The 16,022-nt window shown below is 44.1% G+C and carries 10 protein-coding genes and 1 pseudogene; 1 reads left to right on the top strand and 10 read right to left on the bottom strand.

Annotation, left to right across the window (positions count from 1 at the left end; genetic code table 11):
• Window positions 1-83: 83 nt before the first annotated feature.
• The 9 genes and pseudogenes from EI162_RS05945 to EI162_RS05905 form a co-directional block, all read right to left on the bottom strand.
• Window positions 84-989, bottom strand: a complete 906-nt coding sequence (locus EI162_RS05945) for an RNA methyltransferase (RefSeq protein ID WP_192523489.1) — start codon at window positions 987-989, stop codon at window positions 84-86.
• Window positions 989-1,369 carry an Hpt domain-containing protein gene (locus EI162_RS05940; protein ID WP_192523488.1) on the bottom strand — a complete coding sequence of 127 codons (381 nt, stop codon included), beginning with the start codon at window positions 1,367-1,369 and terminating at the stop codon, window positions 989-991. Before EI162_RS05940 ends, EI162_RS05945 begins: the two co-directional genes overlap by 1 nt.
• A gap of 93 nt (window positions 1,370-1,462) precedes the next feature.
• Window positions 1,463-5,188 carry a DNA polymerase III subunit alpha gene (gene dnaE, locus EI162_RS05935; RefSeq protein ID WP_192523487.1) on the bottom strand — a complete coding sequence of 1,242 codons (3,726 nt, stop codon included), beginning with the start codon at window positions 5,186-5,188 and terminating at the stop codon, window positions 1,463-1,465.
• Between the two features lie 533 nt (window positions 5,189-5,721).
• A pseudogene (locus EI162_RS14620) lies at window positions 5,722-5,896 on the bottom strand (DUF4236 domain-containing protein); the annotation flags it as partial.
• A gap of 237 nt (window positions 5,897-6,133) precedes the next feature.
• Window positions 6,134-7,582 (bottom strand): alanine/glycine:cation symporter family protein, encoded by a 1,449-nt coding sequence (locus EI162_RS05925; protein WP_192523485.1) that lies wholly within the window; start codon window positions 7,580-7,582, stop codon window positions 6,134-6,136.
• Between the two features lie 127 nt (window positions 7,583-7,709).
• Window positions 7,710-9,194, bottom strand: coding sequence for an aldehyde dehydrogenase (locus EI162_RS05920; RefSeq protein ID WP_192523484.1), 1,485 nt, complete (start codon window positions 9,192-9,194; stop codon window positions 7,710-7,712).
• A 165-nt stretch (window positions 9,195-9,359) separates the two neighbouring features.
• Complete coding sequence (gene dapA, locus EI162_RS05915) at window positions 9,360-10,223, bottom strand: 4-hydroxy-tetrahydrodipicolinate synthase (RefSeq protein WP_192523483.1); 864 nt, start codon at window positions 10,221-10,223, stop codon at window positions 9,360-9,362.
• Between the two features lie 83 nt (window positions 10,224-10,306).
• Window positions 10,307-11,566, bottom strand: coding sequence for an NAD(P)/FAD-dependent oxidoreductase (locus EI162_RS05910; protein ID WP_192523482.1), 1,260 nt, complete (start codon window positions 11,564-11,566; stop codon window positions 10,307-10,309).
• Between the two features lie 108 nt (window positions 11,567-11,674).
• On the bottom strand, window positions 11,675-12,664 hold the full coding sequence (locus tag EI162_RS05905) for a proline racemase family protein (protein WP_192523481.1): 990 nt from the start codon (window positions 12,662-12,664) through the stop codon (window positions 11,675-11,677).
• 404 nt (window positions 12,665-13,068) lie between these two features.
• Between EI162_RS05905 and EI162_RS05900 the strand changes: the two genes are divergently transcribed.
• The gene (locus EI162_RS05900; RefSeq protein WP_192523480.1) at window positions 13,069-13,875 is read left to right on the top strand and encodes a helix-turn-helix domain-containing protein; all 807 of its coding nucleotides are present in this window, start codon (window positions 13,069-13,071) and stop codon (window positions 13,873-13,875) included.
• A gap of 1 nt (window position 13,876) precedes the next feature.
• On the opposite strand, the gene ggt is transcribed toward EI162_RS05900, so the two are convergent.
• On the bottom strand, window positions 13,877-15,811 hold the full coding sequence (gene ggt / locus EI162_RS05895) for a gamma-glutamyltransferase (RefSeq protein ID WP_192523505.1): 1,935 nt from the start codon (window positions 15,809-15,811) through the stop codon (window positions 13,877-13,879).
• Window positions 15,812-16,022 lie beyond the last annotated feature (211 nt).

Below are 16,022 nucleotides of genomic sequence, written 5' to 3'. Positions count from 1 at the left end.
AATGATGTGTGCGGCGTACGGCAATATATTAACTGCTGTCCATGGCACAAAAAATCTAGTGAGCCATGAATTGTAGCTAAGTATTAATCTTTTGCAAGTTTGGCAATCAAAGCGCTTAATAATTGATATTCTTTTTGATCGAGCTGTAGGCGCGAGCCCAGTCGAGACAAACGTGATGGTAGCGATTTTAAATGTTCGCTGTCTGCCAGTTTACGTTGCACCATTAATGCGGTGATGCGTTCTGTAAGCTGTTGCAATTGCTGCTGGGTAATCGCAGGTTCATCCCATTGCTGACGTAGATAGGTATTAAGTAGGGGATGTTCTGTTATCTCTAGGCTGCCCGTCGTTTCTAATCTTTCCTCATTACCCTTATTACTATCAGCTTCGATATGCGTTTGGATATAAGCAAAGATAAAACTGGCTATCACTTGCACCGCTGAGGCGACATTGAGCACTGGGTAGGCAGGATTGGCATCGATTTGAATATGATAATCAGCGTAAGCCAACTCTTCGTTGGTCAAACCACGATCTTCACGGCCAAATAGGATAGCAATATTTGGCTTGTTGGCCTTGTCACTTATTGGTTGATCATTGGTAGTCGTGCTTAATGCTATAGCCGACTGCTTATCAATAAAATCCAGCATGATTTTGGCCGCTTGGGTAGGTGTTACCACAGGGCGGGGCAGATGACGACTGCGACTGCTGGCCGCAAACACTAGCTGACAGTCCGCTATTGCCGACTCTAGTGTCGGTGTTATGGTTGCGGAGGACAATAAATCACTACCACCAGCGGCGTGTGAGACACTGGTGTCATCAATTGGCAGCTTAGGGTCAACGACCGTTAAATGTGATAAGCCCATAGTATGCATCGCGCGCGCTGCTGAGCCGATATTGGCGGGTAAGGTGGTATTAACCATCACCACTTGTATGCAAGACAGATAATCGCTGACCGAAAAACCCGCTATTGACGATGATGCATTGTTACTCATTATTGCTCCAAGCGCTGGTTGATGTCTTGTTCTGCATGGTCTAATGCTATAGCAATGTCTTCGATAAGCGGGGCTTGTTCGCTGATACGCTGCTCGCGGCATCGCTCTTGTAATTGACTGCTAAGACTTACCAGTTGGGTTGTACCCAGATTAGCACTGGCACCTTTTAATGCGTGAGCAAGCTCAAAGCCATTGGCATTATCGTTTTCTTGCTGCGCGATTCTAAGTTTGGTGATACGCTCATGACAGTCAGTAATATAGACTTGTATTAAATCGACAAAGTCTTCTTCTAGTAAGTCACGCATATCTTCAAATTGCTCATCATTGATAACCTGGTCATCAGGATTGGCAGTTATATTGTTATTGTGGTTTTCAGCCATGGTCATGTGTCCAATAGGATAAAAGTTAACATGGAAAGTTTAAGTGTCGTTGGTTTCTTAATGCTAATGAATATGCTAACGCTAATCAAATCATCAGCTGTAATGAAAGTGTAATTTATCCTCACTAATCATACTTTTTAGCTGTTGTAAATTATCGTCATTGGGATAAACGCGCCAATGCTCCGATAAACCAACATTGGCAATGCCATATTCTTCATAGATACTCAGCCCAAGTGGCAGGCAGTTATCGTTAATGGAAGCGTCTGTATTACTCAGGGCGTTGTTGGCATAGCTGCTGCCATTTTGGTTAAGAGTATCTTGAGTCATGTCGCTTTCTAACGCCAATAAATCGTTGCCATCTTCATCATATAGGCTGCCGCCCATCACCGGATCGTAAACACCGTTAGCGCCGTTGTTTATATTACCGCCTTGCTCGTTTTGTTCATGGTCATAAGACAGCTTTGGTACCGGAATAATACTGGCTTGTGCAGATTTAAGTAACGGTTGCATGCGCGTCAGTAAGTCGATATCGCTGCCGTGAATTTTAATACTGATTTTTTTTAGCCATCTGAGTCGGGCATCGACCATGCTCATAGCACTATCAAGGCGCGCAAATAGGCGACCCTCGCGCTCACGGATACTGCCTTTTATAATAACTACTTCGTCAACCTTGAGCTGGTCTTTAACACGATTGAAGCGCTCAGCGTAACAGCTTACCTCTAGCCTTGAGGTGCCATCATCCAAGGTAATGACGTTACGGTTACCAAAATTGGCGATGTCGATGATTAAGCCTGCAAAGTAGCAGCTACCATTATAGCCCGTATCCGTGAGCTTATCGAGGCGTGCGCCTGAGGTATAACGTTTTAACTCGTCTAAATACTCATTGATAGGATGTCCCGTTAAATACAAACCTAACGTATTTTTTTCAGCTTTTAAACGATGCTTATCGCCCCAAATCAACTCAGGTGTCATCACGAGTGGCGGTGCGGCAACGACGCCATCCATTTCACCAAACAAATCCATCATACCGATCTCGCGGTTTTGACGGTCTTGCTCAGCGGCTTGCACCGCGCTTGGCAGTTGACTCATCAGCGCACCGCGAATCTCGTATGCTTCGTCTGCTGGCAAGTCAGGTCGTAAAGTGGTAGCAAAGTCATCAAAACAGCCAGCGTTTATCAGACCTTCAAGGGTGCGCTTATTAACCTTTTTGATATCAACGCGTCGGCAAAAGTCATATAAATCTTTAAACGGACCCTCACGGCGGCGCGCATCAACGATAGATTCAACCGCACCTTCACCAACCCCTTTAATAGCGCCCAGTCCATAAATAATGTTGGTTGGCGTATCAGCAACAAAGTGCCATTCACTGCGGTTAACCGATGGATTGACCACGGTTAAATCAAAGTTTTCACGGCAGTCATTGATAAAGAACACCACGTTATCGGTGTTGTTCATATCTGATGTGAGTACCGCGGCCATAAATTCGGCAGGGTAGTATTGCTTTAGATAAGCAGTTTGATAAGCCAGTACACCATAAGCAGCAGAATGCGAGCGGTTAAAACCATAACCGGCGAACTTTTCCATCAAGTCAAATACGCCACCTGAAGTCACTTCATCGATACCTTGCGACGTCGCCCCTGTGATAAAAATATCGCGCTGTTTGGCCATCTCTTCAGGCTTTTTCTTACCCATGGCACGGCGTAACATATCCGCACCGCCCAAGCTATAGCCCGCCATGACTTGCGAGATTTGCATCACTTGTTCTTGATAGACAATAACGCCGTTGGTGTTTTCTAAAATTGGCTCAAGGTTAGGATGGTCATAAATGACTTCCTCGCGGCCGTGCTTACGGTCGATATACATCTCAACCATACCGGCATCAAGCGGGCCGGGACGATAGAGCGCACACATGGCGATAACGTCTTCGATATTGGTCGGTTGTAATTTTGCCAGATACTTTTTCATGCCCATACTTTCTAGCTGAAAGACAGCCGTGGTTTTGGCATCTTGCAGTAGCTTATAAGCCTTGCTGTCATCTAATGGCAACTCTTCTAACACCAGCGCATCTTTGCCTTCTATCGCACGGCGTCGATTGATGTTTTCAACGGCCGCGCTAATTACCGTTAAGTTACGTAGACCCAAGAAGTCAAACTTTACCAGACCAACATCTTCGACATCGTCTTTATCAAATTGACTAACGCGGTGTCCTTCGTCATCACAGTAAATAGCACTAAAATCAGTGATTTTATGAGGGGCAATTAGTACGCCACCCGCATGTTTACCGACGTTTCGGCAGACACCTTCCAGCTTAATGGCCATCTCCCAAATCTCAATGGCATCTTCATAATCCATATTATCAGGGTTGGAGATTAAATCTTTGAGCTGCGGCTCTTGTTCGAGGGCTTGGCTCAGCGTAATACCGGGCGTTTTGGGGATGAGTTTTGATAATTTGCTGGCGAGAAAGTACGATTTACTTTGTACGCGCGCCACATCTCGTACCACTGCTTTTGCTGCCATGGTACCAAATGTGATAATCTGCGAGACCGCTTCACGCCCATAAGTTTGTGCGACATAATCAATAACGCGGTCACGACCTTCAATACAAAAGTCAATATCGAAATCGGGCATGGAGACACGCTCAGGGTTTAAGAAGCGCTCAAAAAGCAAGTCGTAATGAATAGGGTCAAGATCGGTAATGTTTAATGCATAAGCGACCAAGGACCCGGCACCAGAACCACGGCCTGGGCCAACAGGTACGCCATTGGCTTTCGCCCAGCGGATAAAATCCATGACGATAAGGAAGTAACCAGGGAAACCCATGGATAAGATAATCTCAAGCTCATATTCTAAGCGCTCGTCATACTTTTGGCGAAAGTCGTCCCAGTGTTCACTACGCTCGTCAACAGGAAATAGCTTGTCTAGCCGCCTATCAAGACCGCGTTGCGACTCAGCCCGAAAAAACGACTCAGTGGTTTCACCTTCAGGTACGGGAAAATCAGGCAGGACGTTAATACCCAGTGTCAAGGTTACATTACAGCGGGTTGTTAAGCGTAAGGTATTATCAATAACTTGCGGAATATCAGCAAACAATTGCTCCATTTGCGCTTGAGTTTTTAAATATTGCTCATCGGAATAAGTTTGTGGGCGATTTTGATCGGCAAGGACATAAGAGCCTGCGATACAAACCCGTGCTTCGTGAGCATCAAAATCGTCTTGTTCTAAAAAGCGCACGTCATTATGGGCAACAATTGGAATATTGTGTTTGGCACCCGCATGAATCGCCGCTTTAATAAATGCGTCTTCGCCTGAGCGATTGGTACGTTTAATGGCAAAATATAAGCGATCACTAAAATAGGCTTGCCATTCTGTTAGCAGCTCATCGGCTTTTTCTGGCATCGAGCCAACTAACGCTTGACCGACATCAGATTTTTCAGTGAATAAAATAATGACGCCTGCCGCATGCTCTAAAATATGGTGACGTTTAATGACAGGCGTACCATGGTTGGCAGGGTCTGCGCGACCTTCGGTAAAGCCAAGCGATACGATGCGGGTAATGTTTTGATAGCCTTCGTTATCCATCGCCAATAAGGTCAAGCGTGTGTCGTCATTATCCATAATGACTTCACTACCGATAATGGGTTTAATACCAGCGCCCAAGCAGGCACGGTAGAACTTTACCGTGGCATAAAGGTTCGATAAGTCGGTCAACGCAAGCGCGCTTTGATTGTCTGCCGCTGCCGCTTTAATCAACGGCTTGATACGCACGATAGAATCGGTAATGGAATATTCGCTGTGAATGCCAAGGTGTACAAATGCCATAGAAGACTCTTACTGGTACGATCGAGAAGGAATGGGTTGTATGATGATAAAATTTTTATTATCAATACTTTATGCTTTTTTAAGACGCAGTAGAACGCTAAAACTTGTATTTTTACCGTTTAAATTTGGTCGTTAATAATAGCATTATTTGGCGCGCGCAGCTACTGATTCAAACCTGTAAGACTGAGTAAAAACATGTAAAAAATATTTTTTATGCCTATAAAATCAATATCATAAGTGAGTTTTCATGATAAATACTTAAGTTTTAAGGTATGAAAAAATATAAAGCATCATCCATAACATGCTGATAATACGGCTGACTGTCGAATAGCCTTGCTTGAGCGTAAACCATGAAAAAATGATGGGAAATAAAAAAATACCAATACCAAGTAGGATACTGACTGGTTTTTGAGTGGCGTTCATATCTTGTACTGAAGGAACGGGCAGGCGAGTGGAAGCAGGACTACTGTGTTGTGTAGGTTTCTTCTGAATTGAGCGCTGAGGTCTAGGCGTGGCTTTATTATGCGATTTATAAGAAGAATAAGACAGTCGACTACCAGGAATACCGACTGTGCCACGTGTGCCTTTTTTACCAACATTAACCGTCGCACCGCGTTTGCCGACAGAGACGCTAGAGATGCCTTTTTTGGTCAGATTAATACGCACACCAGGCGCCAGTTTAATACTTTTTCTAAATCGAAAGCCCATTTTATCAGTCACTTTTCTAGAGTTTTATTAAAATAAACAGTACCGTTGATTATTAGCATGATGCTACAGGGTTATGATGCCTGTTTAGAACTATAGCAAATTAAGTCATCGTCAGTATGAGGTTTAATAATAATTAATAAGCTGTAAAACTTAGTTAGAAAAGCCTTTGATATCATGACGATATCAAAGGCTTTAGTTTATACCTATCAAACACACTAACTGTTGTTAGAATTATTTTTAACGCTTATCGTATTTATCACTATATTCTATCCAGAAATCAGCATTTTCAACACCGGCTTTTCTGGGATCAAAGATAGGATCGAGACCTAGCTTCATCTGCTCATCATAGTCTTTAAGAACTTTTAGAGCCGTTTTACTAAGCAATACGATTGCGATAAAGTTGAGATAACACATACTACCGAAGCCAATATCGCCTAGCGCCCACATTACACCCACTGATTGCATGCTACCGGTAAAACAAACGATTAAAAATACAATTTTCAATAGTGGTTTTAAGACCGGATAACGCAACTTGCTATCTAGATATACTAGGGTGGTTTCAGCAATATAGTAATAAGCAATCAAGCAGGTGAATGCAAATAAGAAGATGGCAATAGCGACAAAGCCACTACCGTATTGGCTAAACACTGTCGAAACGGCTGCTTGGGTAAATGCGGTTCCAGCCTCAATACCTGGCAAGTTTTCGACCAGAGTCAATCCTTCTGTAGGAATGACGTTATACATGCCTGTAGATAAAATCATTAGTGCAGTTGCAGTACAGACGACGACAGTATCTATATAGATAGAAAAGCTTTGTACTAAACCTTGTTTGGCTGGATGCGATACTTCTGCAGCAGCTGAACTGAAAGTAGCTTCGCCTGCGCCCGCGACATTTGAAAATACTGCGCGACGTACACCCCAAGAAATGGCAAGGCCGACGATACCACCAAAGACCGCATCCATACCAAACGCGCTTTTGAAAATTAATGCGAACATAGCCGGTAGGTTCGAGGCATTAAATGCTAAAACGATAACCATCATTAAGATGTAGCCAATCGCCATAAACGGGACAACTTTACAAGCGAAGCTAGCGATACGTTTTACACCGCCAAAGATAATAACGGCTAACATAGCGACGATAATGAGGCCAGTGACAGCAGGTGAGATGTTAAAGGCGGTATCGAAAGAATCGGCAATGGTATTGGCTTGTACGCCGGGTACCAAAACGCCATAAGACAGACAGGTGACCGTAGCCACTACAATGGCAAAGGGTTTCATCTTAAGTCCGCGCTCAATATAAAACGGTGAGCCGCCGCGATACTGATCATCAACGGTATGCTTATAAACCTGTGCAAGAGTGGACTCAATAAACGCACTGGCACCGCCAAGCAAGCCCATAACGACCATCCAAAATACCGCTCCAGGGCCACCCGCTGCGATGGCAGTGGCAACCCCGGCGATATTACCGACCCCAATACGGCCTGATAGCGCCATACAGAAGGCTTGGAATGAGCTGATACTTTGGGTTGAGGTTTGTTTGTCAAATAATAGTCTGACCATCTCTTTGAGATAGCGAAACTGTACACCGCGGGTCATCACGGTAAAATAGATACCGACACCGAGTGCCAAATAAACTAATGCATCGCTCCATATATAGCCGACGATGGTATTGATAATCGCTTCCATGGCCTTACTTCCCTGTAAGTTTGTGACTAAAAAACTAACTCATCATTTAAGCCATTGTTCATACGGCTGACTACGGTCATAGCACTTACTTTTATGATATGACCGTGTTTATTGAATAAGCCTGCTATTAATTAACCAACCAAATGGTTTTGGTTTGTGTGTACTGTGATAACGCTTCAAGTCCGTTGTCGCGTCCACCGAATCCTGATTGTTTGTAGCCACCGAATGGGGTGGTGATATCGCCTTCTGAAAACCCATTAATAGAAACGGTGCCCGCTTTGATAGCTGAGGCGACGCGATAAGCACGTTTAATATTTTGGGTATAAAAAGAAGCAGCTAAACCATAATTGGTTTCATTTGCCAACTTGACGGCTTCCTCTTCGGTCTCAAAGCTAGTGACCGCAAGCAAGGGTCCGAAGACTTCCTCTTTAAATAACGTCATATCAGCACTAACATCGTCAAAGATGGTCGGCTCGACATACCAGCCACTGCCTAAGTCGTCACGAATATTGCCGCCGGCGACAACAGTTGCACCTTCTTCTTTTGCAGTTTTAAGATAATGGCAAACTTTATCGAAATGTGCCTTTTCAATCATCGGGCCGATGGCAGTATCGGCATCAAAAGGGGAGCCAACTTTCCAATCTTTGAGACCTTCCGTGAGTTTATTAAGAAGACTTGCTTTTTGGCTGCTATGTACCAATAACCGCGAACCACAACTACAGTTTTCACTCATATTCCAAAACGCGGCGGATAATATATCGTCGATTACAGCATCGTCAATTACAGCGTCATCAAAGACGATTTGTGGGCTTTTACCACCGCATTCTAAGACAATCTCTTTTAGATTACTTTGTGCCGAATATTGTAAGAACAGGCGTCCTACCTCTGTGGAGCCAGTAAACGAAACCATGTCAACATCCATATGCTGGCCAAGCGCCGCGCCAACGTTTTCACCAAGGCCGCAGACCATCTGTAATGCTTCTCTTGGTACGCCAGCTTCATATGCCAGTTCGGTCAAGCGGTAGGCTGATAAAGAGGTCAGTTCAGCAGGTTTGACGATGACGGAGTTACCCATAATCAGAGCAGGCGCGACTTTCCAAGCATACATCTGTGCTGGAAAGTTCCATGGCAGCACTGCACCGACAACACCGATTGGTTCTTGGACGATAAGTCCTAAAGCCGCGCTACCTGTAGGGGCGACTTTGCCAAATACTTTATCAGCCGCTTCGGCATACCATTCAAAGGTCTCGACAGTTGCTGGCATGTCAGTGTTTAAGCATTCGGTAATTGGCTTGCCGGCATCAACACAATCCAAAGCCGCTAGCTCTTCGAAGTGTTCATGCATCAGTGCGCACCAGCGTTGCATTATGGCTTTGCGTTCAGCAGGCGCTAAGCGACGCCATTCACCGTTTTCAAAACTATCGCGTGCAACTTTTACAGCAACATTAACATCGTCGGCAGTACCAGAAGCAATTTGGCCGATAACACTATTATCAATTGGCGTAATATTGTCTAAGGTGGCTGTCGAGAGATTTTCATCAGCTATCAAATGTCCTGCCCACAGTTTCTGCTGCTGCGCTTGCTCGAATACTTGTTCTTTAGTCATGCTCATTTTATGATCCTTATATATTGGTGCCATGTTCATCTTTTATTAAGCGTCATGAATACGGTCGTTATACCTTTATTTAGCGCTTAATTTAGTAAGGTATGGCACCAAATCATTAAGTGTCTGTTATCTGTGTTTTTATTAAGATGTCTTTCATTAAGCCAGCTTTCTCTAAGACAGTAAGGCTAAGAATTCTGCTTTTTCGTCTTCTGGCATTGCAGTCAAGGGTACACGTACTGAACCAACTTCCATGCTACCTTTTAGGCAACCAGCTTTGGCTTTTTGGTTATAGTTACCGGATTCCATAGAATGGATAGCAGGATACATGTCGCTCATAATTTGCTTGGCCTTATCCCAATCGCCTTGCTGAGTGGCATTAAATAGAGCGACTTGTTCTTCTGGAAAGACGTTAGCTGCACCAGCAATCCAGCTTTTTGCGCCCCAGAAAAAGAAATCAACGGGTTGGTCATCACAGCCGCAAACCACATCAAAGTTATCAAAGTTTGCTTGTAGCATGCGTAGAGCATGACTAAAGTCGCCGCTACTTTCTTTGACGCCCACGATATTAGGATGTTTGGCTAAATGCGCGACGGTATCAAATTCAATGCTAACGCCGACACGGTCAGGGAAGTTATACATAACGATGGGTAGGTCGCTAGCATCAGCCACTTTTTCAAAATGAGCGATGACGCCATCCTGCTCAGGTAAGCTATAAGGTGGTGCAGATAGCATCAAACCGTCATAACCTAATTCTTTAGCTTGTTTGGCAAGTTCAATAGAGTTATCGGTTGATAAGCTATTGATACCAGCGATCAGAGTCACTTTATCTTTAGCTGCTTTAGCAATCGTAATTAACACCAATTCACGCTCTGCTGCTGAAAACGTATAATATTCGCCGGTAGTACCGCAAGCAACGATACCAGTGACGCCTTTATCGATAAATGCTTCTACTAGCGTGGTTAAGGTTTCGGTATCAACATCACCATTGTTATCGAAAGGGGTAACGATCGGGACTAAAATTCCATTTATGTTCATGAGACTATCCTTGGTTATTGATGATTTAATTCATGATAATTCAATGATAAATCGGTTGGTTTATTTACATAACGTCATCTGGTTCAGGATGACGCTCTCTTAAAACGGTTAAGTCGGTAAGGTGTCGGGTCGATAGCGTGTGGCTCATCAAAATAGTATTCTGCAATCATCTGCGCACTGACGACTGCTTGTGTTAAGCCTAAATGCTGATGGCCAAAGTTTAGAAATACGCGATCAATTTTGTCGATGACCGGTAGCGAGTCGGCTGTCGATGGTCGAAATCCCATCCACGGCACACTATCTTTTGTGTCTAATGGTGCTTTGAGCATAGGCTGCGCTTGCTGTAATAGCATTTGTGCACGCTTCATGTTGGCTGGCGCTTCAAGTCCTGCGTATTCAACTGTGCCAGCCAAACGTAGCCCGCCTTGCATCGGGGTCATGATAAATCGCCGATCCATGCTCGATACGGGTATCTGTAGGCGCGCACTTTCATTAGGGAGCATTAGGTGATAACCGCGCTCAGTATCCAATGGCACGCTCACCCCTGTGAGCTGTTTGGCCAGTACTTTGGAGTGCGCGCCTGCTGCCAGCATCACTTTAGAAGCGGAAATATCACCTTGGCTGGTGGTCAAGTGAATACTGTCTGCGCTAGGAGTCACTGCAAGTACCCTGCAATGCTCAATAATATGCCCGCCAAGCTGTATAAAAGTGGCACTAAGTTGGTTAATAACCGCTTTTAAATTAGTGATATGTCCAGTATCAGGGAAAAATAATGCCCCTAACTGGTTGTCTTGTAAGGCAGGCTCACGTTCTAGCAGCGCTTCCTTGGTTAGTAACTTATTAGTGACGCCCATGTTGTTAAGGCGCGCGCCGTGGGTCTTTAAATTGTTTAGGCTGGCGGGCTTTTCGACCGCTAATAATGAGCCTTCGACATGCACCCATTCATTGAGTTGCCATTGATTCGAAAATTTTTGCCATGCTTGGATACTTCCTTGGTTTAGGCTTAATATCGCTTGATGAATACGCTCAAACGGTTCAGGGCGCATATTCATTAGTAACTGTAGAGCCCATGGCATCAAACGTGGCAAGTAGCGCCAATCTAACCGTAGTGGACCTGCCGGATTAAAAAGCATGGCAGGAATATGACGTAGCATACTGGCGTCAGCAATTGGAAAGACTTGTTCAGTCGCTAAGTGTCCTGCGTTACCTAATGAAGCACCTTGATCTATCTTTTCTGCCTCAAGCAGGACGACATTGACGCCCTGCGCTTGCAACGTTACCGCAGCGGCTAGGCCGATAATGCCGCCACCAATAATATGTAAGTCGACGTTTGAGGTGTTCATAAATACTCTCGGTAAATCATATGTGCTTGAAATGGTTTGACTTAATTTTTTTATGGTTCTGTACTCAGTACATGCTGACCAATATCAGACTATTAATTGGAACTCACGCTATGAAGAAGGTATGCCCCATTTAAAAGGATCTGCTTCTTGAACGATCAGTACTGTTTCGGCACAGACATAAGCGTGACCACAAATTGTTGGTATAATCGTGTGTTCAGGATAAGCTAGCGTTTGGTCGAGCTGGCTAGAAGTTGCATACTGATAACTGCCCGTAAATGAGCTACCAACAACCCCTTGCTGCTGCCAGAGTTGTTCAGGCGCCAGATTATTGTCAGCGGCTAGGCAGGCAAGTTTGGCGCTAGTGCCAGTACCACAAGGCGAGCGGTCATAAGCTGAACCTGGACACAAAACGAAGTTTTTACTATCCATGTGTTCTTCTGTACTGTCAGCAAACAACTCAATATGATCAATCTCGCCGCCATTTTCGCCAGTGATATTAGCGGCAACTAATGCTTGTTTAATTTGTACACATGCTTGAGTCAGTGCGGTCACATTATTGGCCTGAATATTTTGCCCATGCTCACTGACCAAAAAGAACCAGTTGCCACCCCAAGCGATATCGCCACGGATAAGACCTAGTTCAGGTACTTGTACTGCAACTTGTTTTTTATAACGATAAGAAGGGACATTTTGAACACTGCAGCTGCCGTCATCATGAAGGGTGGTTTTTACCAAGCCGACCGGAGTTTCTAACCAATGCTCGCCAGCAGTGATTTTTTGTTGATGTGCTAAAGAGATAATCACGCCGATGGTGCCATGACCACACATACCAAGATAGCCAGTGTTATTAAAAAAGATGACACCCGCAGTGGCTTGAGGGTTAGTGGCAGGTACAAGTAGGGCACCCACGAGCACATCATTGCCACGAGGTTCTAAAATTATGCTTTGACGTAAATGATCAAAGTTTTGTTTAAAGTACTGCAGCTTGTCTTGGATGGTGTCACCGACAAGAGTAGGGAAGCCGTCACAGACCATGCGAGTGGGTTCACCGCCAGTATGTGAGTCAATAATTTTGAAATTAAATAGTGTAGAAGACATTGCTGACGTCCTAATTCATCCGTGAAAAAGTTACATTCCATATGACCTAGTATTTAATAGTAAGCAGCTAATATCTAAGGTCTATATATACAATGAACTTTTTTAAATGAGTCGTCTTGTCATTTTCTTTAGAAGAGATGCGCATTTCTGCATAGTGCAACGGTGTACACTAGAGGGCCCTCTAGCTAAAATTTACCAATAAAAAAAGTGGTCATAAAATAGCGTGTGAATGACTATTTTATAACCACTGGATAGTTTCTATAAATGAATAAGACACTTAACTGAATAAGAGAGTGTTAAGTGAATAAGAGAGTGTTAAGTGAATAAGAGAGTGTTAAGTGAATAATATGATGTGATTGATACGAATTATATGATTTACATGACTTATATGACAAGGAGGTTATATGCTTAGTCATTCGGTGGAAGATACAACGTTAGCGATGTCATTGCAGCAAAGCATGGTTGCTTACTATCCCGACAGCAGTGCAGCTTTTATTGGTAACGTGTCGTTATTATTGCCGTTATTGGATACGCTGACGAACGTTGTATTCTTTGTCAAAGATGAGCAGGCGCGTTATCAGCTAGCGAATAGAACGTTATTGAAACGCTGTAAGTTAGATAAGCGCGAAGATATTGTTGGATTTACCACAGAACAGGTGTTTTCTCACCGGCAGAGTAAAGATTGTATCTTACAAGATATGAGAGTATTACGAGAAGGGAAATCAATCGTTGATAATTTAGAAGTGCATAGTTACGCATCAGGTCAGTTAGGTTGGTGTATTACCAATAAATTACCTATTTATGATATACAAAAAAAGATAATCGCTATGGTAGGTATATCTGTTGATATTGATGAAGATAACGAGCGCATTTTACGTAAACACGCCCGTTTGGCTGAAGTATCACAATTTGTACGAGAGAATTTAGAACAGAAAATTAATATATCTCAGTTGGCAGAACTGGCGAATCTAAGCCTATCTCAATTAGAGCGAACCTTCAAAATAGTATTGAATATGTCGCCATTACAGTTTGTGCAAAAACTGCGTTTGGAATATGCCATTAAATTATTGGCGCTGCCTGAGATGTCGATTACTCAAATATCGCTGAACTGTGGCTATGGAGATCATAGTGCCTTTAGCCGCCAGTTCAAACAGTTTACAGGCATGTCGCCAACCCAGTTTCGCCAAACCCATCTATCATCAACAAACTAAGTTAATACCCAACCACCGCCGCATCGACGATACGTGGGTCAGAAGAACCATAGACTCCATTTGGCGTCATCATAATCGACTGCGTTGAGCCCATGGCTGCTTTGGGGCTGACCTTGTGCCCCATTGATTCAAGTTTTTTAACGGTATCAATATTTAGTGCTTTTTCGACTCGAATCTCATCGGGCAGCCATTGGTCATGGATACGCGGTGCGTGTGTCGCTTCAGCGATATTCATATCATGATCGATGACGTTAGAGATCACTTGCGCGACGGTAGTAATAATGCGGCTACCACCGGGGCTACCAGTGACGATATAAGGTTTACTGTCTTTAAATACGATTGTCGGACTCATCGAGGATAACGGTCGTTTATTAGCTTCTACCGCATTTGCCTCACCACCTAATAGTCCATAGCCATTAGGCACGCCGGGTTTGGCAGAAAAATCATCCATTTCATTATTGAGTAAAATACCTGTGCCTTCAGCAACCAGCCCAGTACCGTAAGAAAAGTTCAGCGTATAGGTATTGGCTATCGCATTGCCGTCTTTATCAACGATAGAGAAATGCGTGGTTTGATCGCTTTCATAAGGTAGTGGATTATTTGCCTTAACGGTAGACGCTGGCGTGGCTTTTTCTGGATTAATCAACGCGCGCAGTTTATCCGCATAAGCTTGTGAGGTTAAGCCGCTGGCAGGCACATCGATAAAATCAGAATCCCCCAAATACTCCGCTCGATCCGCATAAGCCAACTGCATTGCTTCAGCCATTAAGTGAATCGTTTGCGCGCTGTTTTGACCGTAGTCTTTTAGCGGATAGCCTTCTAAGATATTTAAAATCTGTACGATGTGTATACCGCCAGAAGAGGGTGGTGGCATCGATACAATCTCATAACCGCGATAATCACCTTTCACAGGCTGGCGGGCAATGGCTTGATAATTGGCTAAGTCTTCTAGGCTCATGCTACCGCCAGCTTCATTAACCGCTTTTACCAGTTTTTTGGCCGTTTCCCCTTTATAAAACCCATCGGCACCTTTTGCCGCAACAAGCTTAAGTGATTTTGCCAGTTCAGGTTGTTTTAAACGCTCACCGGGTTGATAGGCGCTGCCATCGGCTTTAAAAAATATCTTTTTAGTACTTGGCCATTTTTGCAAACGATCGCTTAGGGCTTCTAGTGACTCGGACAGACCTGCAGTCACTTCTATACCGTCCTCAGCCAGTGCAATGGCTGGTGCCATCACTTGTCCGCGACTCATGGTGCCATGATCTTCTAACGCTTTAAGTAATCCTGCGACTGTCCCCGGAACCCCAATCGCTAAGCCATGATAGCGTGATAAATCACTGACCGCATTGCCTTCTTCATCGAGATACATATCACGCGAGGCGCTACTCGGCGCTTTTTCACGGTAATCGAGTGCCACTGTTTTGCCTTGCTTGGCATCATAAATCATCATAAAACCACCACCGCCGATGTTTCCAGCACGCGGTAAGGTCACTGCTAAGGCAAAGCCAACGGCGACCCCAGCATCAACCGCATTACCACCGTCTTTTAAAATTTTGAGGCCGATATCAGAGGCGAGGGCTTCTTGGGTGGCGACCATGCCATTCTTTGCCCAAACCGGATGATGAATCGCGTCAGCTGAGTAAATGGCTTGATCGGTTTTGGCAGTGTTAGTCGTGGGGGTAAGGACATTACTTGTTGCTGGTGTAACACGCTGAGTTTCAGACAATACGGTAGGATTATCAGTCATAATCGCTAGATTGATAGCACTGGTATTAATCGATGTTGGGTTGATAGTATTTGATTGATTGATTGTCGATTCAGCAGCATGAGCAGATAGCGATACTAAAAACGTACTGCTGATTAACAAGATAGCGGCTTTGATTTTCGATCTATCTTGAAAGTTATCGCGAGAAGTATGAGTGGTGTTTTTTGACATTGAGCTTGGCATTGAGCTTGGCATTATAAGTTCCTTTTTACGCAAGTGATGAAACTGGGTTCGTAGCAGCTAAGCTATAAAAATAAAGCGGTTAAAATAGTCACTAAATAGTGACTAGCTCTACATTTTATAAGCAAATAGTCTTATCAGAAATTCTAGGGGCTGTATAGAATTCAAATCAGCGGCAGCCAGATAAAGACACAAGCGAGAA

The sequence above is a fragment of the Psychrobacter sp. FME6 genome (genome assembly GCF_014861365.1).
Lineage (GTDB): Bacteria > Pseudomonadota > Gammaproteobacteria > Pseudomonadales > Moraxellaceae > Psychrobacter.
Note: the sequence above shows the minus strand (reverse complement) of the source record. Positions and strands in the feature narration are given on the sequence as shown.